General features: G+C 53.8%; 18 protein-coding genes, 1 pseudogene and 1 riboswitch. Of the genes and pseudogenes, 3 read left to right on the forward strand and 16 right to left on the reverse strand.

From position 1 onward, the window contains the following. Nucleotides 1–47: 47 nt before the first annotated feature. Nucleotides 48–980 carry a YihY/virulence factor BrkB family protein gene (locus OCV31_RS02240; protein ID WP_267303749.1) on the forward strand — a complete coding sequence of 311 codons (933 nt, stop codon included), beginning with the start codon at nt 48–50 and terminating at the stop codon, nt 978–980. A gap of 19 nt (nt 981–999) precedes the next feature. Continuing rightward, nucleotides 1,000–1,776 carry a PhzF family phenazine biosynthesis protein gene (locus OCV31_RS02245; RefSeq protein ID WP_148472218.1) on the forward strand — a complete coding sequence of 259 codons (777 nt, stop codon included), beginning with the start codon at nt 1,000–1,002 and terminating at the stop codon, nt 1,774–1,776. Between the two features lie 51 nt (nt 1,777–1,827). On the opposite strand, the gene OCV31_RS02250 is transcribed toward OCV31_RS02245, so the two are convergent. From OCV31_RS02250 to OCV31_RS02305, 12 genes and pseudogenes are all read right to left on the reverse strand, one after another. Next, the gene (locus tag OCV31_RS02250) at nt 1,828–2,457 is read right to left on the reverse strand and encodes a ComF family protein (protein ID WP_148472220.1); all 630 of its coding nucleotides are present in this window, start codon (nt 2,455–2,457) and stop codon (nt 1,828–1,830) included. Beyond that, a complete protein-coding gene (gene recD2, locus OCV31_RS02255; RefSeq protein ID WP_267303750.1) occupies nt 2,451–4,619 on the reverse strand; it encodes an SF1B family DNA helicase RecD2 in 2,169 nt (722 codons plus the stop codon). Before recD2 ends, OCV31_RS02250 begins: the two co-directional genes overlap by 7 nt. A 25-nt stretch (nt 4,620–4,644) precedes the next feature. Then, nucleotides 4,645–5,829, reverse strand: coding sequence for a methionine adenosyltransferase (gene metK / locus OCV31_RS02260; RefSeq protein WP_148472225.1), 1,185 nt, complete (start codon nt 5,827–5,829; stop codon nt 4,645–4,647). A 52-nt stretch (nt 5,830–5,881) separates the two neighbouring features. After that, nucleotides 5,882–5,978, reverse strand: a riboswitch (SAM riboswitch). A gap of 47 nt (nt 5,979–6,025) precedes the next feature. Continuing rightward, nucleotides 6,026–7,339, reverse strand: coding sequence for an acetyl-CoA hydrolase/transferase family protein (locus OCV31_RS02265; RefSeq protein ID WP_148472227.1), 1,314 nt, complete (start codon nt 7,337–7,339; stop codon nt 6,026–6,028). 43 nt (nt 7,340–7,382) lie between these two features. Continuing rightward, complete coding sequence (locus OCV31_RS02270; protein ID WP_148472229.1) at nt 7,383–8,723, reverse strand: butyryl-CoA:acetate CoA-transferase; 1,341 nt, start codon at nt 8,721–8,723, stop codon at nt 7,383–7,385. Between the two features lie 176 nt (nt 8,724–8,899). Then, on the reverse strand, nt 8,900–9,706 hold the full coding sequence (locus OCV31_RS02275; RefSeq protein WP_148472232.1) for a nitrilase-related carbon-nitrogen hydrolase: 807 nt from the start codon (nt 9,704–9,706) through the stop codon (nt 8,900–8,902). A gap of 75 nt (nt 9,707–9,781) precedes the next feature. Next, a pseudogene (lysS, locus tag OCV31_RS02280) lies at nt 9,782–11,266 on the reverse strand (lysine--tRNA ligase); the annotation flags it as partial. A 16-nt stretch (nt 11,267–11,282) separates the two neighbouring features. Further along, a complete protein-coding gene (gene greA / locus OCV31_RS02285) occupies nt 11,283–11,762 on the reverse strand; it encodes a transcription elongation factor GreA (RefSeq protein WP_148472236.1) in 480 nt (159 codons plus the stop codon). A gap of 104 nt (nt 11,763–11,866) precedes the next feature. Further along, on the reverse strand, nt 11,867–12,811 hold the full coding sequence (gene dusB / locus OCV31_RS02290; RefSeq protein ID WP_148472238.1) for a tRNA dihydrouridine synthase DusB: 945 nt from the start codon (nt 12,809–12,811) through the stop codon (nt 11,867–11,869). Further along, complete coding sequence (locus OCV31_RS02295) at nt 12,811–13,584, reverse strand: type III pantothenate kinase (protein WP_148472240.1); 774 nt, start codon at nt 13,582–13,584, stop codon at nt 12,811–12,813. Before OCV31_RS02295 ends, dusB begins: the two co-directional genes overlap by 1 nt. Before the next feature lie 17 nt (nt 13,585–13,601). Then, a complete protein-coding gene (locus tag OCV31_RS02300; RefSeq protein ID WP_148472242.1) occupies nt 13,602–14,363 on the reverse strand; it encodes an ECF transporter S component in 762 nt (253 codons plus the stop codon). 50 nt (nt 14,364–14,413) lie between these two features. Next, a complete protein-coding gene (locus OCV31_RS02305) occupies nt 14,414–15,334 on the reverse strand; it encodes a P1 family peptidase (protein WP_148472244.1) in 921 nt (306 codons plus the stop codon). Between the two features lie 194 nt (nt 15,335–15,528). On the opposite strand from OCV31_RS02305, the gene OCV31_RS02310 reads away from it, so the two are divergent. Next, on the forward strand, nt 15,529–17,910 hold the full coding sequence (locus OCV31_RS02310) for a transglycosylase domain-containing protein (RefSeq protein WP_267303751.1): 2,382 nt from the start codon (nt 15,529–15,531) through the stop codon (nt 17,908–17,910). A gap of 60 nt (nt 17,911–17,970) precedes the next feature. On the opposite strand, the gene OCV31_RS02315 is transcribed toward OCV31_RS02310, so the two are convergent. The 4 genes from OCV31_RS02315 to thiD all read right to left on the reverse strand — a co-directional run bounded on the left by OCV31_RS02315 (nt 17,971) and on the right by thiD (nt 22,229). Beyond that, entirely contained in the window at nt 17,971–18,714 is a 744-nt protein-coding gene (locus tag OCV31_RS02315) for a cyclase family protein (protein WP_148472248.1), read from the reverse strand. 128 nt (nt 18,715–18,842) lie between these two features. Continuing rightward, entirely contained in the window at nt 18,843–20,117 is a 1,275-nt protein-coding gene (locus tag OCV31_RS02320; protein WP_148472251.1) for an ISL3 family transposase, read from the reverse strand. A 40-nt stretch (nt 20,118–20,157) separates the two neighbouring features. Further along, a complete protein-coding gene (gene thiC, locus OCV31_RS02325) occupies nt 20,158–21,459 on the reverse strand; it encodes a phosphomethylpyrimidine synthase ThiC (RefSeq protein WP_148472253.1) in 1,302 nt (433 codons plus the stop codon). After that, the gene (thiD, locus tag OCV31_RS02330) at nt 21,459–22,229 is read right to left on the reverse strand and encodes a bifunctional hydroxymethylpyrimidine kinase/phosphomethylpyrimidine kinase (protein WP_394800632.1); all 771 of its coding nucleotides are present in this window, start codon (nt 22,227–22,229) and stop codon (nt 21,459–21,461) included. The genes thiC and thiD overlap by 1 nt, the downstream gene beginning before the upstream one ends. Between the last annotated feature and the right edge of the window lie 2 nt (nt 22,230–22,231).

Raw genomic sequence — 22,231 nt, forward strand, 5'->3', positions numbered from 1 at the left:
TCTATCATATATATGTTATAATCGCCTTAGGAGGGAAGAAGGATTCTATGAATAAATTGAAAAGGAAACTCAAAGGTTTCGTTACAAAAAAGCCTTTCGCTTTTTTCGATATCCTTTTCTATCACATATTGAAAAACGATTTGATACAAAAGGCGGCGAGCCTGTCCTATTTTTTTGTCTTGGCCATCTTCCCCTTTTTTATCGCATTATTAAATATTCTAAACGCGGTGAACCGCAGCTATCTTTCCAAGGTGACGAAGATTATAGACAGTCTGCCTCCGGAGATACAAACCATCGCCGCGAGTTTTTTTAAAGACCTGCAACTGAACTCGTCTTCGGCGCTCTTGTCGATTTCCTTAATCGGCACCATTTACGTGGCGAGCAAGGGGATTAAGCAGCTCATTAAAAGCATCAACGACGGCCTGCCCATTACGGAAGACCGAGGTATTTTGGCTCTCACGACCCTGTCTTTTATTACCACCATCGCCCTTTTCGCCCTGGTGATTTTGCTTTTCGTGACCCAAGTCATCGGCTCGAATGTCATGCACTTTTTATTCCAGTATCTGCAAATGCCGCCGAAGGCCTACAAGCTTATTCGGCGCACCACCACCATCGTGCCCCTGGCCTATATGTTTTTAAGTTTCTACTGCCTCTACCGCTATTCGCCGAAATGGCCCGAAGGCACGAAGCCGAAGGCCACCATTCATTTGGCCGCCGCTTTGTTTTCCACCGTGGGCATTTTGCTCTCAAACGCGGTGTTCAGCTATTACGTGGCGAATTTTTCCAATTATTCCAACACCTACGGCTCTTTGGCCGGGATGATTATTTTTTTGGTGTGGCTCTATCTCTTCGGCTTGATCCTGCTTTTCGGAAGTTCCGTTCAGGCAAGTCTCTACATTTTACACACGAATGGCGCCCAATGGCCTCGGGAAGAAACCCTGCTCTCGGGCCTCGTCTCATCGCACACACAAGTGCTCTGATCAGTTTATAGGAGTTATTATGAAGCAATTTATCGTCGATACCTTTACGGAAAAAGTGTTTAAAGGCAATCCCGCCGCGGTTTGCCTGCCCGATCGCCTCTTAACCGATGAGCTAATGCTTGCCATCGCCAACGAAAATAATTTATCGGAGACGGCCTTTATCGTTAAAGACCGGGACAGGTACATTCTCCGCTCCTTTACCCCGGAGGAGGAAGTGGATTTTTGCGGCCACGCCACCTTTGCCGCCGCCTACATCGTGTTTTTGATTTTAGAGCGGGAAGAGGACACGATCTACTTCGAAACAAAATCCGGCACCTTGCCCGTCACGCGGAAAGGTGACATTTACAATGTGGATCTGCCGGCTTTTGAGTTGGAAAAAATCTCCGTCACCGACGAGATGGTCGAGGCCGTGGGCGCGCGCCCGAAGGAAGCCTATATGGGCCGGGATCTGCTTTTGGTCATGGAAGATGACTTCGACTTAACGGGATACGAACCGGATATTTTAAAGATCAGGGCCTTGGACGGCACCATGCTCCACCTGACAAAGGCGGGCGACGGGGAATACGACTGCTTCTCCCGCTCCTTCGCGCCGAAGCTGGGCGTGGACGAAGATCCCGTTTGCGGCTCCGGTCACTGCCACATTTCCGTCTACTGGGCACAGAAGTTGAATAAGCCCGACATCCTGGCCTACCAAGCCAGTCGCCGCGGCGGCATTTTGGACACCCATGTGGCGCCGGGCCACGTGAATTTATCCGGACATGCCGTCATGTTTTACCGAGGCGACATTCATATTTAATCCCTTGCGCAAAAAAGCGATCACTCTATCTTGAGCGATCGCTTTTTCTTTTTATTCGTAATTTACGTCCCGGGCCTTCATGCACACGATGCCGGTGACGGAGGCCGCTCCGGCGTCCATGCAGGCAATTTCCGCGGCCTTCATGGTGGCGCCGGTGGTGTAGGTATCGTCCAGCAGGAGGATGTGCTTCTCGGCTACATTTCTCGCGGCGAAGGCGCCTCGCACATTGAGGGCGCGGGCCCCCACGCCAAGGCCGATTTGATCCTTCACTTTTTTCGTAAGATAAAGGGCCTCGTAAAAGGGAAGCTGCATCCGCTCCGCCATCTCCCCGGCGATGAGCCCCGGTGGATTGTAGCCCCGAATCCGCCGCTTCTTCGCCGAAGTGGGCACGCAGACGACAGCATCGAAGGGGCCGAGACTCTCGTGGCGCAAAAAATCCGCCGCTATCTCGCCGAAGACCTCCGCCCAAAAGCGCTCTTCCCGAAACTTCAATCCCTCGATCATAAAGGACGCCGACCGGTTTTCCCGGAGCAGGGCGTAGACGGGAAAGGTCTTTTCGCTGTAAATTTCTTCTCCCATAAAGGAAAGGGTGTCCAAACAGCTTTCGCACAGGTGAAATTCGGCCGCCGCCTCTTTTTTGCACATACAGCAGTCGCCGGATGCGAAAAGTCCCCCTACCATTCTCTCTTCTCCTTTAAAATACTGTCCAGATCGGAGTAGCGCCAGCGAATGCGATTGTTTTGCACCATGCGCTCCAGTGCCTGAAAGCTCCCGACGATGACCACGAGCTTCCTGGCCCGGGTCACGCCGGTGTAGAGGAGGTTTCGCGTATAGAGCATGGGCGGGCCGTTTAAAATGGGCATGACCACCACGGGAAATTCCGATCCCTGAGACTTGTGCACGGTGCTGGCGTAGGCGGGCATGAGCTCCGGCAGGTATTCGCTCGTGTAGGTGCATAGCCTGTCGTCGTAGAGGACCTTGAGCCAGGCGCCGTCCGGATCCACCGCCGTGACCCGACCCAAATCGCCGTTAAAGACGCCCTCGCCCTCATTGTCGAAGACTTTGTTTTGCGACTTCCAGGGCATTTGGTAATTGTTTTTCGTCTGCATCACCTTGTCGCCGACGCAGTAGGTGAAGCCGCGGCTCGCGAGGCCCTTCTTTCCGGGATTCAAGGTCTTTTGCAAGGCTTCGTTTAAATGCTCGATGCCGCAGATCCCTTTCTTCATGGGAGCCAAGACCTGAATGTCTTCCATGGGATCCACGCCGTAGTAGGCGGGAAGGCGGTTTTTCACCAGATCACAAATAAGTTGCAGGGCTTTGTTGGGATCGCTCTCTTCTATGAAAAAGAAATCCGTGCCCTTTTCGTTAACCTGAGGCAACTTGCCGCGGTTGATGCGGTGGGCATTTTTTACGATGTAGGAGGTTTCCGCCTGGCGAAACACTTCGTCCAATTGCACGGAAGGCACTTCCCCGGAATCCAAAATATCCTTCAGCACATTGCCCGCCCCCACAGGAGGCAGCTGATCCACGTCGCCGACGAGAATCAGGCGGGTCTTTTCCTTTAACGACGTGAGCACGTCCCGCATCAAAAGCAGATCGATCATGCTGGCCTCGTCGATAATCAACACGTCGGCGTCGATGTCGTCGCCGGAGACGATGGAGTTTGTGCCCTCTTCGTCAATGTAGTCGTATTTTAGGAGGCGGTGAATGGTAGAGGCGCCTCTACCCGTGGCCTCTTCCATGCGCTTCGCAGCGCGGCCCGTCGGCGCCGCCAAGGCGATGGAAAGATTCAGACGATCCATGGCATCGACGATGGCCCGAAGGGTGGTGGTCTTTCCCGTGCCGGGCCCGCCGGTAATGACGAGGAGGTGGGAATCCACCGCCCGCATGAGGGCTTCTTTTTGTTTTTCCGCCAAGGTCATGTCCAGCTTTTCGCACACGGCATTGACCATGTCCTCCGCCATGTGCTCGGCCAGATCCACTTTGCCCCGCTTTTTAATTTCCCGCGCCACCAGTTGCTCGGCGCGGAAGTAATTGAGGAAGTAGATTTTCACCACGCCGCCGCGCTGGGCCAGGTAGATGTCCGGATCCACGGCGAGGATTTGAAGAAATTCTTCCACAAAGGCCACGTCCATCGTTAAAACCCGAGCCGCCTCTTCCATTAACAGGTCCTTGGGCAGGTAGCAGTTGCCGTCCAAGACCCCGTTGGTCAGGACGTATTTCATACAGGCGACGATGCGCTTCGGGTCGTCTTCCGCCATGCCGATTTTTCTCGCAATGCCGTCGGCCTTTAAAAAGCCGAAGCCCCGCACCTTCCCCGCCAAGGCGTAGGGATCTTTTTCGATCACGGCCGGGGCGTCTTTTCCGAAGACTTTGTAAATGGCCATGGCTTCTTTGTTGGTGAGGTCGAAGGCCGCCGCGTCCAGAAAGAAATCCCGCATGTCCTTCTGCTCTTTTAAGGCTTCCAAAATCACGGCAAGCTTTTTCTTGCCGATTCCTTCCACCTCTTTCAACCGCTCGGGATTTTCTTCGATGACCTGAAGGGTGTCCTCGCCAAAGGTGGCCACGATTCGCTTCGCCGTCACCTTTCCCACATGGGGAATAAGGCCGCCGGAAAGGTAAGCGGTAATGGCTTCCTTTCCTCGCGGCCTTATTTTTTCCGCCCGATCAAAGGCGAACTGCTCCCCGTACTTCGGGTGGTAAATCAGCTCGCCTTCCAGACGCAAATGTTCTTTTTCATGGAAGGCCATGGACGTGCCCACGATGACGATGTCCGTATCCGCCGTAATAAATTTGGCGACGGTGTAGCCATTGCCCTCGTTTCGAAAAATAATATGATCCAAAACGCCTTCGATGATCACAAAGTCCCTACTTTCTGTTTTTTAATGCCTCGCGAATGGCTTCCACCTTGTTCGTTTCTTCCCATGGTGCCGTGACATCTTCGCGGCCGAAGTGGCCATAGGCGGCGACGTCTTTGTAAATGGGGCGCAGAAGATCCAAATCGCGAATGATCGCTGCAGGACGCAGGTCGAATACGTCGTGAACCAGCGCTTCGATTTCGTTATCGGAAAGATCCGAGGTGCCGTAGCTTTCCACGTAGACGGACAGAGGCTTGGCGATGCCGATGGCGTAGCTCAAGCCGATTTCGCATTTGTCGCAAACGCCTGCGGCCACGAGGTTTTTCGCCACGTAGCGGGCGGCGTAAGCGGCGGAGCGGTCGACTTTTGTCGGGTCTTTGCCGCTGAAGCAACCGCCGCCGTGACGGGCGTAGCCGCCGTAGGTATCCACGATGATCTTGCGGCCCGTGAGGCCCGCATCGGCCACCGGTCCCCCTTCCACGAAGCGGCCCGTGGGATTGATGTAGATCTTCGTGTCGTCGTCCATCCACTTGTCGGCGACCACGGGGTCGATGACGTATTTTTCGATGTCTTTTCGAATGGTATCCAGATCCACCTCCGGATCATGTTGGGTGCTGACCACAATGTTTTCCAGGCGCACCGGTTTGCCGTCGTGGTATTCCACGGTGACTTGGGTCTTGCCGTCGGGACGCAGGTAGGTCAAGGTGCCTTCCTTGCGCACGTCGGAAAGTTTCTTGGCCATTTTGTGGGCGAGAGAAATGGGCAGGGGCATGAGCTCTTCCGTTTCTCTGCAGGCGTAGCCGAACATAATCCCCTGATCCCCGGCACCGAAGGCGTCCAGTTCGTCGGTGCCCGCTTCTTTAAAGCGGTCCACGCCCATGGCGATGTCCGGAGATTGTTCCTTAATGGCGGAAATCACCGCCACGGATTCGGCTTCGAAGCCGTTTTGCACGCCGTGAACGTAGCCGATGTCCGTTAAGGTTTGGCGAACCACATTGGTGAAGTCCACATAGGCATTGGTGGAAATTTCACCGGTGATCACCACCATGCCCGTGGATACCAAGCTTTCGCAAGCCACGCGGGCGTTTTTGTCTTTTGCGAGAATCGCATCTAAAATTCCGTCGGAAATTTGGTCGCACACCTTGTCCGGGTGGCCTTCAGTGACCGATTCCGAGGAAAATAACCATTTATTCATCTTTACCTCCTCATTGATTCCATAAAAAAAGCCTGCACGCGGCAGGCTTTCATTCTTATCTTTCAGACCTGTCGCGTCTGTAGGATTTAGCACCAAAAAAGGTTGCCGGGTTTCACAGTGCCTATTCACTCCACCGCTCTTAATAAGAATGTTCAACAATGATATCAGTATAGACGAATCAAAGAGAAATTGCAAGTCACGGCTTCCAAAAGCCTTTAGCCATGGCGGCCTTGATGAGTTCGTCGCGAAATTCCGGATGGGCGATGGCGATTAAGGCCTTGGCCCGCTCATAAAGGCTCTTGCCCTTTAAATTGCAAATGCCGTATTCCGTGACTACGTACTGAGTCACCGGGGCCGGCAGGGTAATGGCGGTACCCATGACAAAATCGGGGACGATGTTTGAGTGGCGCACGCCGTTTTTGTCCACGCGGGACGAGCGCAGGCAAATAAATCCCTTGCCGCCCGGGGCCAGGTAGCTGCCCACGGCGAAATCGAATTGGCCGCCGGAGCCCGAAATTTGCCTCGTGCCCACGCTTTCCGAGCTCACTTCCCCGCGCAGATTCACCTGAATCGCCGTATTAATGCTCGTCATTTTGTGCTGGGCGGCGATGGTGGCGGCACCGTTGACATAGTCCACCGGCCCCACCATAATGGAGGGATTTTCGTCGACGAAGTCGTAAAGAGCCTCGGTGCCCGCCAAAAAGGCACTGACTTGACGACCACGGTCCAATGTTTTTTTCATGCCCGTGACTTTTCCCGCCAAAGTCATTTTCATAAAGCTGTCCACATACATTTCCGTATGCACGCCTAAGTCCTTTAAGCTGCTGTCTGCGATCACATCGCCGATGGCATTGGGAAGGGCGCCGATGCCCAGTTGCACCGTAGCTTCATCTTCCATGCGCTCCACGACGATTTCGGCAATTTTTCTGTCCAAATCGCCGTAGGGCCGATTGGGCAGGATGCCCATGATGTGAGGCTCGGCCTCGATGATCACATCCACCTGATCGATGTGCAGTTCGCTCTCATTACGGCCGAAGATCCGCGGCTGCTTTTCGTTGACCTCCACGATCACCGTCTTCGCCTTTTCCGCCAGACGGAAAAAGTGGCTGCCGTCGATGCCGAAATTAAAGTAGCCGTGCTTGTCCATGGGAGAGACGGAAATCACCAGCGCGTCCGTGTCCCTGTTTTCCGTGACGTAGCGAATGATTTCCGAATAGCGCACGGGAATGTGATTGGCCGTGCCCCCGTCCATGGCGCGGCGCACATCGCCGGTGCCGTGCCAGCTTTGCCACAAAAAGGGGCCGCCCACGGCCACGAGGCGAGAGGAATCCACGAGGACGCCGTTTCGTATGGCCACGTGATTCAGCTCATGGGCCCTCTCCGCCAAGGCCGCATCGAATTCCACGGGGAAATTCGCGCCGAAGCCGATTTCGATTTCGTCGCCGTCTTTAATTAAGGCCGCCGCCTCTTTTGCGGTTTTTAATTTTTCTTTGTAAATCGTTTCGTACATGGTTTTTCCCTCACAAAAAAAGCCGACCGCAGTCGGCTCTTTCTTATCGTTTGTTGCTTCTGCGCCAAATGCCCATTTCTTCAGCGTTTTTAATGAGTTCATCTCTGAAGTCGGGGTGTGCTAAGTTAATGAGGCCTTCGGCTCTTTCCCAGGTGCTGCGGCCCTTGACATTGAAGATGCCGTATTCCGTACAGATCATGTGGGTGTTGGGACGTGCCACGGTAATGGCGGAGCCGGTCGCAAAGTTGGGGAGAATCCGGGAGACGGTTTCGCCTTGCTTATTGGTGAAGGTGGAGCTTAAGCAGATAATGCTCTTGCCGCCCTTGGCCAGGTAAGCGCCCAGTGCGAAGTCTAATTGACCGCCGGCACCGGAGATGTGGCGAAGGCCGGTGGATTCGGAGGATACTTGGCCCCACAGGTCCACGTTCAGCGCGTTGTTAATGGAAATGAAGTTGTCGATTTCTGCTACGACACCTGCACTATTGGTGTAGTCGACAGGGGCTGCCATACATTCCGGGTTTTCGTCCAGGTATTCGTATAATTCCTTGCTGCCTGCGGCGAAGGCGTAGACTTGACGGTATTTGTCGATGGTTTTCTTGGAACCGTTGACTTTGCCTTTTTTCGCCATGTCGACGAAGGAATCCACGTACATTTCAGAGTGAACGCCCAAGTCTTTTAAGTCACTGTCTGCGATTAACGCGCCGACAGCGTTGGGCATGCCGCCGATACCTAATTGAAGGGTGGCGCCGTTGGGAATTTCGTCGACGATAAATTCAGCGACTTTCTTGTCTACATCGCCGTAACCCGATGCGGGAAGTTCGACGGGAGAAAGGGAGCCCGCTTCCACGATGTAGTCCACATTGTCGATATGAATTTCCGATTCGCATTTACCCGGGCAGTAGGGGAATGCTTCGTTGACTTCAACGATAACGGTTTTGGCTTTTTCCAAAATGGCCATTTGGTGAGACGTGTTTAAACCGAAGTTGAAGTAGCCGTGTTTGTCCATGGGCGTCGTCATCACGATGGCGACATCGATTTCGACTTCTTCTCTGTAATATTTCGGCAGTTCGGAATAGCGCAGGGGAATGTAGAATGCACCGGCGCCGGCATTGATGGCTTTTCTTTCCGGGCCACCTGCGTGCCAGGAATTCCAAACGAAATGTTTGCCTTCCGGGTCTACTTTAAGTACTTCAGGTGCGGCAAAGGCCAAGCCGCCGTAGATTAATACGTCTTGAAGTTCGTCGACGCGTTTTGCAAGTTCCTTGTCTACTGCTTGGCTGACACCTGCAGCCCAGCCGAGTTCCACGCGGTCGCCGGATTTCACCTTGGCGGCGGCCTCCTTAGCGGAAATCAATTTTTCACTGTATTTCTTCGAATAATCCATGATAATCCTCCCTGGTTTTTGATTATAAAAACGTTCGCTTGTTTAATAATACACGATATTGTATTGTTTTTCAATTTGAACTTGCCCGACTTTGTTATTTTTTTATAAAAATTTTATCTTCGCCACGAAAAAAGCCCTCTCCCTTTCGGAAGAAGGCGTTTCATTTCTCTTGGAGCTTACAGGCCGTGTTTCCGGTACAGATCCCGGCGCCGGTCCTCTAAGAAGTGTTGCCAGGCTCTGGCTTCGTCGAGAAGGCCCTTGTCGAAGGCGGCGGTGACGATGCCCTCCTCGCTTCCTGCGGCGGCCATGAGATCGCCCTTCGGGCTTACGAGGGCGCTTCCCCCGCTTTTTACGCCGTTTTTCTCGTCGTGCCTCAACAGGCCTGCGGCGGCGACAAAGCATTGGTTTTCGATGGCGCGGCTTCGGATCACAAGCTCCATGTGCCCCAACCACTTGGGCGGCCAGTCGAAGGCGGCAAAGAGAATGTCCACGCCATTTAAAGCGTAGCAGCGAATCCACTCGGGGAAATCCATGTCGTAGCAAATAGCCACGCCGCAGTCGATGCCGTCGAGGGTGACGAGGCCGATCCCGTCCCCCGCCGCGTAAAATTCCTGTTCGATGCCCGCCTGATACAGATGGGCCTTGTCGTAGACCAAGACTTCTTCTCCACTGCGGTCGAAGACGTGGCAGGTGTTGTAGAGCTTTGAGCCTCGCGCTTCCGCCACGCTGCCGCCGACGATGTTTACCCGGTGCGCCTTCGCCAGGCCTGAGAGAAGCTTCCGCGTCTTGTCGCCGTTTCGATCGGCCCCTTCCATGTGCTCTTCGGGAGAGGAAAACAGATTCCACTTTTCCGGCAGAAGGATCACGTCGGGATCCTCCTGAGCCGCTCGGTGAATCCAACTCTCCGCGTAGCCGTATGGATCCTTTTTCGCTTTATACGCGTCGATTTGCACGGAGCTCACTTTCATGGACCAGTCTTTCACGGTTTTTCTCTCCTCTTCCTACAAAAAAGACCTTGCACTTGCAAGGCCTTGAATTTATTCTTCGTCTTCGTCCCAGGATTCGCTTTCGCCTTCGCCCAAAGGTTTCATGGTGGGGAAGAAGAGAACGTCGCGAATGCTGGATTGGTCGGTCAAGAGCATGATCATGCGATCCACGCCGATGCCCAAGCCGCCGGTGGGGGGAAGACCCACTTCGATGGCGTTGATGAAGTCGTAGTCCATGGGGTGGGCTTCGTCGTCGCCTTTTTCCTGATCCGCCACTTGCTCTTCGAAACGGGCCCGTTGGTCGATGGGGTCGTTTAACTCGCTGAAGGCATTGGCAAATTCCCAGGTGTTAATGAAGGCTTCGAAGCGGCGGGTAATGCGGGGGTCCTTGGGATCCCGCTTGGCCAAGGGGCTGACTTCCACCGGATGGCCGGTGACGAAGGTGGGCTGAATGAGTTTTTCTTCGCAGAATTCTTCAAACATCTCGCTGATGACGTGGCCGCGGGTCCAGAAGGGTTGAACGTCCAGGCCCTTTTCCTTGGCGATGGCCAGGGCTTCTTCGTCGGTTTTTACGGTGGAAAAGTCCACGCCGGCGTATTCTTTTACGGCATCTTCCATGGCCACGCGGTTCCACGGCGGCGTCAGGTCGATTTCCGTGCCTTGGTAATTGATCACGGCGGATCCCAGCACTTTTTCAGCGGCATAGGCAAACATGTGCTCGGTAATGTGCATCATTTCGTCCATGTCCACGTAAGCTTGGTACAATTCGATATTGGTAAATTCCGGATTGTGACGGGTGTCCATGCCTTCGTTTCTGAACATTTTGCCCATTTCGTAAACTTTGTCGAAGCCGCCGACGATGAGGCGCTTCAGGAAAAGCTCGTTGGCGATGCGCATTTGCAGGTCGATGTCCAGGGCGTTGTGGTGGGTAAGGAAGGGACGGGCGTTGGCGCCGCCGGCCACATTGCCTAAAATCGGGGTTTCAACTTCCAAGAAGCCCTTGTCGTCTAAAAATTCCCGAATGGCTTTAATAATGGCGGAGCGCTTGAAGAAGACCTCTTTCACGTCGGGGTTGACGATGAGGTCCACGTAGCGTTGGCGGTAGCGAAGGTCCATGTCCTTTAAACCGTGGTATTTTTCCGGCAGCACCTGAATGCTCTTGGAGAGGATTTCCACTTCCTCCGCTTCCACGGAAATGGCGCCGGCTTCGGTCTTGATGACCTTGCCCTTGACGCCAAAAAAGTCGCCGACATCGGCGGCCTTTACCACTTCATAGGCATCTTCCAAAATATTTTTCTTGGCGAAAATTTGGATTTGGCCGTAGGTGTCCTGTACGTCTAAAAAGGCGATTTTTCCGTGGCGGCGCTTGGAAATAATCCGGCCGGCAACGGAGACGGTCTTGCCTTCCATGGCGTCGAAGTTGTCGACGATGTCTTTGGTGTAGGTGTCCACGTCGTATTTTTCGACGATGTAGGGATTGTTGCCTTCGTCGATTAAATTTTGGACCTTCTTAAGTTTCTGTTCTCTTACTTCACTGCTCTTTTGGCCTTTCGCCATGGTCTACCTCCTACTCTTATGCGATGGAAATCTTCAATACCTTGAGTCTGACTTTGCCTTGGGGCACGTCGATATCGGCCACATCGCCGATGCCCATGCCCATGAGACCGGCACCGATGGGGCTTTCGTTGGAAATTTTTCCTTCCAGAGGATCGGCCTCGGCGCTGCCCACGATGTAGTAGGTGTCTTCTTCCTGCGTGTCTTCGTCTACGACGGTGACGGCGCTGCCTACATTGACGATTTGATCGTTCAGGTCGTTGCCCTTCACCACTTTGGCGTTTCGCGCCATGTATTCCAATTTGGCGATGCGCTCTTCCACTTGGGCCTGTTCGTTTTTCGCCTCGTCGTACTCGGAGTTTTCCGAGAGGTCGCCGTAGCCCAGGGCCACTTTAATCCGCTCGGCCACTTCCTTGCGGCGAACGGTTTTTAAGTATTCGATCTCGCTTTCGATTTTCTCTAAGCCTTCTTCTGTAATTAATACTTCATTTCCTGCCATAGTATCACTCCACTTCGTTTCTCGTCGTTTATGAAGAAAGGACCCGACGTCGGGTCCATGTAATCAAGTCGCCCTATTATATAAAAAAATGCTCCGTCTGTCAATTAACGGGCCTCTTCCGCCAACCGATCCAGGTAGTCGTCGATGGCGTCTTTTTCGGAAAGGGAGAGGATTTCGTTGCGGCGCCTTTTCGCTTCGCTGAAGCCTTTTAAGTAGCCGATGAAGTGCTTGCGCATTTCGATGACGCCGAGATGCTCGCCTTTTTCCGCGACGCTCATGGCCAAATGCTCCTTGGCCACGGCGATGATTTCTTTTTGGCTCGGCGCTTCCGGGACCTCGCCACGAAGGGTCGCGCGGATTTCCCGAAAGAGAAAGGGATGGCCCACGGCGCCACGGCCGATGGCCACGCCGGCCAAGGATTCGTCCATGTGATTGAGCACATCTTCCGCCCGCTGAATGTCGCCGTTTCCCACGACGGGCACATCCACGGCCTCGGCCACGCGGGAAATAAAGTCCCAGTCCGCCGATCCGCTGTAATAGGCTTCCCGGCTCCTTCCGTGAACGGTGATTTCGCTTACGCCGGCCGCTTCGGCGATTTTCGCGATGTCCATTCCTTCCTCGCCCCCTTCCTCGAAACCCTTTCGGATTTTTACGGAAACGGGGATGGGGGAGGTTTCCACGCAGGCCTCTAAAATGGCCCGGGCCTTATCCGGCGTCTTTAAGAGGGCGCTTCCCGCCCCGGTCTTCACGATTTTCGGCGCGGGACAGCCCATGTTAATGTCCAAGCTGCGGTAGATTTTCAATTCATCGCCGAGATCTTTAAGAACGGCGCGAAAAATATCCGCCTCGTCGCCGAAAAGCTGCAGGCTCACCGGCGCCTCGTCTTGTGCCACGGCCATAAGGCGGCGGGTCTTTTTGTCTTTGTAATAAAGGGCCTTGGCGCTCACCATTTCCGTGGTGGCGTAGTCCATGCCGTATGCCGTGCAAATGCGGCGAAAACTTTGGTCCGTGTAGCCCGCCATGGGGGCCAGGGCAATGGTAAAGGCCATTAGCTGTTCAGCTCGTAGAGGATTCTGAGCCCGTCCATGGTTAAGTCGCGGTCGATAATAATATCGTAGCGGCTGTCGGAAACCAGGAGATTGGCGAAGCCGCCGGTGGCGATGATATTAATTTCTTCGCTCGCCATGCCCAGTTCGTTGCAGATATGGGTGAGGATGCCGTCGATCATGGTGGAGAAGCCGAAATAGAGGCCGTTTTGCATGCTGCTCACCGTGTTTTTTCCGATGACTTTCTCCGGCCGAATGATTTCGATTTTCGGCAGCTTCGACGTGCGGGACACCAAGGCATCGGCGGAGATAGAAATGCCCGGCAAGATCAAGCCGCCCAGGTAATTTTTCTTTCCGTCCACGACGCAAAAGGTAATGGCCGTGCCCAAGTCGATAATAATGCAGGGCCCGCCATATTTTTCCACGGCCGCCACGGCATTGACGATGCGATCGGCCCCCACTTCCTTGGGATTGTCGTAGCGAATATTGATTCCCGTCTTCACGCCGGCACCGACGATAATCGGGTAACGGTGAAAGTATTTCACGATCATGTTCTGCATGGTATGCATAATATTCGGCACCACCGAAGACATGATCACCGCTTCAATATTCACCGGCTTCAACTGCACATTGTCCAACATTTCCGTGACCAACATGCCGAATTCGTCGCTGGTCTTGTTTTGATCCGACGAAATGCGCCAGTCGTGAATCAGTTCTTTTCCCTTGTACGCCCCGAAGACGATATTTGTATTTCCGACATCGATTGCTAATAACATAATGCACCCTCTTGATTCTAACTGCTCTTGCCGGCCGTCCACGCCGTGACGACGCCGGTGGAGACGATGCCTGCGAGGATTCCCTCGGGCACGCCCGATGTAATAATCGTACCGAATATAACTGAATTTACCAAGGCCTCCGACGCCCCCACGGCGCGAACAAATTCCTGAGCGAAGAAGATATAAATGCCGCCCATGACCATGACGGAGTGGAGGATGGTGGAGACGAAGGCCGCAAGGACCACGGCGCTCGCCTTGGTTTTTGTCCGCATAATCCAAATAAACAGAACCGCGGAAAGGACGAGGAATCCGCCGTTTAAAATAGCGGAGGCCCCGTAGGTTTTTGCGGCGATGTTTTTATAAAGACCCACGGCCAAAAAGACGATGACGCCGAGCCATGCCGCCATGCCCATTTTTTTTAATCCGTCGGCGTCGAAGGATTTAAAGAAGCGGAAAATATAGGCGGAGATCACGCCTAAAAGAATGCGCGGCAAGATGGAGATGAGGGGATTGTAGAAGACAAAGGAGATGGGGGTGGGACGGGTAATGGCGTTAAAGAGGGAGCTGAGCCCGAAGATCAGCCCCACGAAGCCGCCCACCACCGGCCCTTCGATAAAGGCGGCGATGAGGACGGGAATGTGCATGGTGGTGGCATTTAAGGGGCCGATGGGCACAAAACCCAAAGGCGTCATGCCCAACACCACGGTAATGGCACCGAGAATGCCGATAATCACGATCTCTCGCGTGGTGAGAAAGGGCTTTTTCATTTTGTTGTTCATAAAAACCTCCGATCCGGCTCTCGAGGATGCCGGTCTGTTTCATGGAAATACTATTCTACGCTGTACAAACTGTTGGCCACGGCCCGCGCCATGACTTTCGGCAGATAATACTCCGCCAGCTGCATGGAACAGTCCACTTCATTGGTGGCCAGAGAAAAAATTGTGTCCCCGTCCAGGCCCGTGTGCACCGGGGTAATGGATTTCGCGTAGCCGTTGTGGGCCACGGATGCCAATTTACAGAGTTCGGTCTTCGAAAAGCGGCCGTTGGTTGCCACGACGCCCAAAGTGGTGTTTTGATGCTTCCCTTTTTCGAAATCCACGGCGCCTTTTAACAAGGCCTCTTCCACGGAATAGGTGATGCCCTCCACTTCCGGTGCCGCCAAGACGTCGCCGGTTTCCGCATCCTGAATGTGGCCGAAGGCATTGACCACGACCAGTGCGGAAAACACTACGTCCCCCACGGTCATGGAGGCGCTACCCACGCCGGATTTTTTCGCGTAGGCGGGGCCCATGGTCTTCGCCACCGTGGCGCCGCATCCGGCACCGATTATGCCCTGCCTCTTGTCATCAACGCTAGCCGCATCGTAGGCGGCTCTTCCCATGGCTTTGTCGGGCCAGGCGTCGGCCCTCTTATAGGTCAAATCGAACAAGACGGCGGCGGGCACGATGGGCACCACGCCCACGCCTACATCGAAGCCGATCCCGTCGTCGCGTAAGGCTTCCATGACACCGGTGGCGCTGTCCAGGCCGAAAGCCGATCCGCCGCTTAAGACGATGGCGTGCACTTCGCTTACGGCGTAGGTCGGGCCCAAGAGCACACACTCTCTGGTGCCCGGGGCGCCGCCTCTTACATCCACGCCGGCGGTGGATCCTTCCGGCGCAAGAATCACCGTCACACCGGTGCCGCCGGTTTCATCTTCTTTGTGCCCGACGGCGATGGCCGCCACGTCGGTTAAGTGTCCCGAATACATAGTCCCTCCTTTTTAACGAAACGATTATACCATATCTTCGCCTCGCTCACGGCAGGAAATGGCAATACAGCGCCTTTCTTTCCCCTGAAAAGAAAATAAAAATCCAGCTTTTTGTTAAGATGGTGAAATTCGCGGAATTCCTGTCAACAAGTCAGATCCTTTTGATATAATAGACAATTATGAAGGAGGTTTCTATGGGTAAACGATCCGGCCGGAATCAACGAGAGGGAAATTCACTCCGTTGGAGCTCGGCCTTTAAAATCCTATTATTATTAATCGTCATCGCAGGCATCACCATGGTGGGCATCGCCGTGGCCTATGCCGTGACGGCGATCAGCCAATCGCCGGCCATCGATCCGAAAAATATCCGTTCGGCTATTTCGGAAACCTCGGTGGTGCGCGATAAAAACGGCGACAATGTAGAGCAATTGGTACAAAATGAATTCAGCGAGTGGGTGCCCATTAAGCGCATGCCCGATTACTTGCTCGATGCCGCCGTGGCCATTGAAGACCAACGGTTTTACGAGCACCACGGCGTGGATTTCCGCCGCCTGGTTTCGGCCACCGTGCGCAATCTCCAAAGCATGGACTTCAGTCAAGGGGGCTCCACCATTACCATGCAGGTGGCAAAAAACCTGTACACCTCGCCGGTAAAAAGCTATGCCAGAAAGTTTCAGGACATTTACTACGCCTTCCAATTGGAGAGCAATTTAAGTAAAGAGCAGATTTTGGAAGCCTATTTAAACTCCGCCGCCTTCTCCAAAGGCACCAAGGGCGTGGAAGCTGCATCGAAGACCTTCTTCGACAAAGACGTCAGCGATCTTTCCCTGGCGGAAGCCGCCATGATCGTGGGCATTACCAATCGCCCCTCGGAGTACACGCCTTTTAACGCCGTGCCCATCGAAGCGGACGACGATCTGGACGCCATCGAGTTCAGCCTCATTCCCGCCGAATCCATCGGCGCGGAAGTGACGGAGCGGGACAAGGAATTAGGCGACGCCCTGGCAGAAAAAGATTTAATCGATCCCTTCGAGCACAGCCAAATCGCATCGGGGGTGCTGGTCGCAAGAAAGGCCGTGGCCAATCCCGCCAGCAAAAAGCGCCAGGAATTGATTCTTCACAAAATGAATTCCCTGGGTATGATCGACGAATCCACCATGAAAGAGGCCATTAACGAAGAGATTCATCTGGACTTGGGCAGCCACACCACCAAGGGCATTTCGTCCTACTACGTGGACGCGGTAAAAGATGAAGTCTTGGATATTCTGAAAGAGAAAGGCTACAAAAAAGACGAAGCCCAAAAGATTCTCTACAACGGCGGCCTGGTTATCGACACGCCGCTCAATCTGGATATTCAAAAAATTCTGGAAGAAAAGGTTGCTCAAAACAGTTTCTTCCCCGGCCGTCACACCAACGAAAAAGGCATTATTCAGCCTCAAGTCGGCATTACCATTATGGATCACCAAACCGGTGAAGTGGTAGCCATCGTCGGCGGCCGCGGCATCGGCGGCAACAATATTTTGAACCGAGCGAAAAATCCCCGTCAACCGGGTTCGTCCATTAAGCCCATCGGCCCCTACCTCGCCCTCTTAAATAAGGGCGGCACCGCCGGGGACGTCTACCGAGACCTTCCCCGCCCGGGCGGCTGGCCGAAAAACTCCACAGGCTACCAAGGCTGGGCCACGGTGCGCAATTTGGTTCGCAACTCGTCCAATGTCGGCGCATACCTCGTCGGCAAGGGCCTGGCCCCTGGCGAAGATGAAGCGGCACAAATGATGATCGACAATTTAAAGAAAATGCAGATCTCAAGCTTGGTTCTTCCCGAAGATCAAGACAAATATCCCAATATCGATACGATGAAGTACAACGACGTGAACTTGGCCTCCCTCACCTTAGGCGGCATGACCGTAGGCATCAGCCCCCTGGAAATGGCCGGGGCCTTCAGCACCTTCCCCAACGAAGGCAAGTTCATCAAGCCCACCTTTATCGAAAAAATTACCGATAAGAGCGGCAAAGTCATCTACGAAAATCCCAAGGAAGAAGTCGAAATCACCTCCCCGCAAAACGCCTACATTATGACGTCCATGCTGGAAACCGTCGTAAAGAGCGGAACGGGGACCTACGCCAATTTCAGCGGGCAGGCCATCGCCGGCAAGACCGGGACCACCAACCGCAAGAGAGACAGTTGGTTTGTCGGCTTCACGCCCTACTACACCGGCGCCGTTTGGATCGGCAACGACGACAACACGCCTCTGTGGGACTACTCCCGTATGGCTGCCAATCTGTGGCGTTCCATTATGCGCGACGTCCACGCGGACTTGGAGTACAAGGATTTCGTCGAACCGGAAGAGGGCCTGTACAAGAAGTACATTCCCGTTTCGGGCTACACGGAAATCTTTGCCGAAGGCACCTCGCCCAAGGGCCTGAGAAATCTTTATCGTAACGTTCCGCCGAAACCGAAGAAGACGGAAGAAGATAAGGACAAGGATCAAGACAAACAAAACGGCAATTCCGATTCCCAATCCTCGAAAGGCGGCAACAAGAGCGGCCAACAGGGTGGAAATAACGAAAATTAATTCGCCGCAAAGAAAGAGAGCAAGACGTTCGGGTCTTGCTCTTTTTTCATGGGCATCTATTTACTTTTCTTCCTTTTCATAAAAGCCGAAGCAGCGGGCGGAAAAACCGGGGCCGTGCACCACATTGGGATAGCCCACGGAGATCACACCGCCTGTGGCGGGCATTTTATCCAGATTCCGCATAAGCTCGATTTGGTAAATGTCTTGGGCCAAGACATAGGTTTCCACGGGAAGTCCACCGGCTTCGTTGGAAATAATCGAGGCGTCGGTGTCCGAGGTTTCGTGGCCGATGGCCTTGACCTTCCGCTCTTTAATCAGAAGCTCGCAGGCGGGGATGGACCAGCCCGGGTAGTGGCTCACACCGTTTACGTCGATGTTGTCGAAGTTTTCCCTGCGCTTGGACCAATCGGTTCTCAGGGCCACGAAGCAGCCTTCGGGAATGGTGCCGTGGATCTTTTCGTGGGCGAGAATGTCTTTTTCCGTGACCACGTAATCGGCATCGGCCTTCACCTTGTCCACCACATCCACGACGACCAGAGGCAGAATCGTATCCTTGGGATCCAGCTCATCAAGCATGCGTCCCCCTTCGGTGAAGTGGCCCGGGGCGTCGATGTGGGTGCCGTATTGGCTCACGATGCTGTATCGCATGGCCGTAAAGGCGTGTTCTTTGAAATTAAAGATCTCCTCCCCTTCCATCGGCGGAAAACCCGCCCAGTGGGGCGTCTTGGCGCTGACCGAGTGGGACAGCTCCACCATTTCCACGCGGGATTTAAAATCTTTAAGCTCTTCCCATAATTTGTTCATAAAAAATCACCTCTTCTCTTTCCCATTGTATCACAGGATAAGAAGAGGTGAATTGTTTTGGCTCTATGTCAACCATTGGGGAGTCTAGTGAAAACTAGGCTCCTTTTTGTTTTCCTAAAAGCCATTCATCACCGGTCTTTTGAACAGACGAAAAGCAGTTTGGTTCGGAAATGATGAAAGTTACGCATCCCAAAAGCGACGCGCTTCACGGTCTTGATCTTGTTGTGCGTTCCTTCCACGTAGCCGTTACTCCACGGGTAATCAAAGCTGTTGGTGATCTCATCGAACCAGTTTTTGTAGGCGCGCAAGCAGTAGCGCCATTCCTTTTGCCCGCCTTTCTTTGCCTCTTCCATCCACTTTGAAAGAGCGGTGGCGGCGGTTTCTTTGTCGTTCCGAGAAAGGACGTAGGTGTAAAAGCCTTCTTTTAAGATGTAGGCGGTTCGTATGGCATCGCTCTTTTCGAGCATGGTGGCGACGAGACCTTTTTCCGCCTCTGTAAGGTCTTTAGCCGGCTTTTTCAGTAGACTGCGGCTTCGTTTAAACCATTTTCTTTCCGTCGCCGTCATCCGTTTCTGTTCCCGCTTCCGCACATTTTCCAAGGCCCAATGGACTTGACGGATGAAATGGTACCGGTCGATGACATGGGTACTTTGTGGAAAGAAAGCCTCTTTCACGCCTTTAAAGGTGCCGCACATATCGCTGACAAAGATCTCGACGCCGCGTCGTTCCGCTCGATCAATGGAAGAGAAATAAGCGGCTAAATCCTTGCCGTAGCGCGTCGGAAGAATATCGATGATTCGATGGGCCTCTCCATCGGCCAAGGTGGTTTGGTACTTGCTTCCGCCACTATCGCCCTTAAACTCGTCGATGCAAAAGACGCGAGGCAGCCGTTGACGGGGCACAAACAGACAAGCCACAATACGGAAAATACTCGTCGTTGAAATGCCCACTTCCCGCGCCAACTCCGACACAGAACGAATATCCCGAAAAGCATCCACCACATAAGCGATTAAGCGCTTTGTCATCTGCTTGCCCTTGGCGGCAAAGGAAAGAGGTGCCTCAAAGCGCGCCCCGCAATCCTTGCAATCATACCGTGTCTTCTTAACCCGCAGAAGCACGTGCTTTCGGCGCATCGGTGCGTCCCGAAGCACTTGCTCCCGGTGATCGTGGACCCAAGCGTGGGTCGAGCCACAGTGAGGACAAACCCGATCATGAACGGGTTTGCAGTCAATGGTAATGAGCCGTCTTTCTTCTAAAACAGCGGTAACCTCAACATCTTGGATTCCTAAAAGTAATGTGGTAATATTGTTTTGCACTTGTTTGCCCCCCTTTATTATGTTGTGGTGATTTAATTTTAGGTGATAGGGAAAACAAGTGCTATCTTTTTGCACAAAAATATCCATTGAGGAATTACTCCCCAATGGATATTATAGAGCCATTGTTTTACAGAATATCGACTTCTTCGCCGGCGAGAGCTTTGTTCATGCTCCGTACGGCACAGAATTTCCCGCACATGGAGCAGGTTTCTTCCACTTCCGGCGCGCGGTCGTCCCGTACGGCCTTGGCGTGTTCCGGATCCATGGCTTCTTTAAACATGGCGTCCCAATCCAATTCCCGACGGGCCTTGCCCATGCGGTCGTCGGCATCCCTCGCGCCGGGAATGCCCTTGGCGATGTCGGCGGCGTGGGCGGCGATCTTCGATGCCATAATCCCTTGCTTTACGTCGTCGGCATTGGGAAGAGCCAAGTGTTCCGCCGGGGTGACGTAGCAGAGGAAAGCGGCGCCGCTCATGGCTGCCACGGCCCCGCCGATGGCGGCGGTGATGTGGTCGTAACCCGGGGCGATGTCGGTGACGATGGGCCCGAGCACGTAGAAGGGCGCGCCCTTACAGAGGCTTTGTTGAATTTCCATATTGGCCTTGACTTGATTCAAGGGCACGTGACCCGGGCCTTCGACCATGACTTGCACATCTTTGTCCCACGCCCGTTGAGTCAATTCCCCTAAGCGAACCAATTCTTCGATTTGAAGCAAATCGCCGGCATCGGCCAAACAGCCCGGGCGCGCGCCGTCGCCGAGGGAGATGGTCATGTCGTATTCGCGGCAAATGTCCAAAATTTCGTCGTAGTATTCGTAGAAGGGGTTTTCGTTGCCGGTCATGCTCATCCAGGCGAAAACCAAGGAGCCGCCGCGGCTGACGATGTTGGTGGTGCGGCCGAAGCGCTTTAATTGTTCCACCGTGCGGCGAGTCAGGCCGCAGTGCAAGGTGACGAAGTCGACGCCGTCTTCCCCGTGGGCGCGAATGACTTCGAGGAAATCTTCGGCCGTCAATTGACCCAGGTCTTTTTTATGGTAGATAACGGAATCGTAAATGGGCACGGTGCCGATCATGGCCGGGCATTCGGAGGTGAGCTTCCGTCTGAAAATCTTCGTATCCCCGTGGGTGGACAGGTCCATAATGGCGTCGCCGCCGAGTTCCACGGCGTAGTTTACTTTTTCCAGCTCTTCGTCCAGATCTTCCACGTCTTTTGAGACACCTAAGTTGACGTTGATCTTGGTCTTTAACATGGAGCCGATGCCCGCGGGATCCAAGGATTTGTGGTTAATGTTGGCGGGAATGGCGACTTTTCCTTCCGCCACCCATTGTCTGATTTCTTCCGCCGTGCGATTTTCCTTTTCGGCGACGATTTCCATTTCCTTCGTAATGATTCCTTGACGTGCAGCGTCCATTTGTGTTGCGTATGCCATTATTTATTTCTCCTAACCATGTGATTGATCGGGCCTCGTCCTCGTCCCAGGTCGAGACCGTCAGCGATTGCGTCGTATACGTAATTTTTTGCTTCTTCCACGGCCTTTGCCTCATCGAGTCCCAGGGCCAAATACGAGGCGATGGCCGATGACAGGGTGCAGCCCGTGCCGTGGGTGTTGGGATTGTCGAGCATGGGTTTTTCAAAGATGTGGATGTTTCCGTCGTAGAATACATCCGCCGCCCGACCGGTGCCGTGGCCGCCTTTTACCAAGGCCGATGCGCCGTAGGCGTCGTAAAGGGCTTTGGCCGCCTTCTCTTGATCCGCCGCGGATTCGATTTTCATGCCCGTTAAAAGTTCCGCTTCGGGGATATTCGGCGTAAGGAGCGTGGCCAAGGGAAAGAGAACGGTTTTTAAACTTTCCATGGCCTCGTCTCGTAACAAAGGCGATCCGGAGGTGGCCACCATAACCGGATCGAGAACCACCGGGCCTTTGTAGCCCGCCAGCTCTTCGCCGATGATTTTTATGATCTCAGGGGATGAGACCATGCCGATTTTTACGGCGTCGGGGGAAATGTCCGTCATTACAGAGCGAATCTCTTCCGCCACAATCTCGCCGCCCAAGTCGAAAATGGCCTGCACCCCGGTGGTATTTTGCGCGGTAATGGCGGTAATGGCCGAGGTGGCGAAAACCCCCAGGGCCGTGGCGGTTTTTATATCCGCCTGAATCCCCGCGCCGCCGGAGGAGTCGCTGCCGGCGATGGTGAGCATCG

Source organism: Aedoeadaptatus acetigenes (assembly GCF_025566985.1).
GTDB classification, from domain to species: Bacteria; Bacillota; Clostridia; order Tissierellales; family Peptoniphilaceae; genus Aedoeadaptatus; species Aedoeadaptatus acetigenes.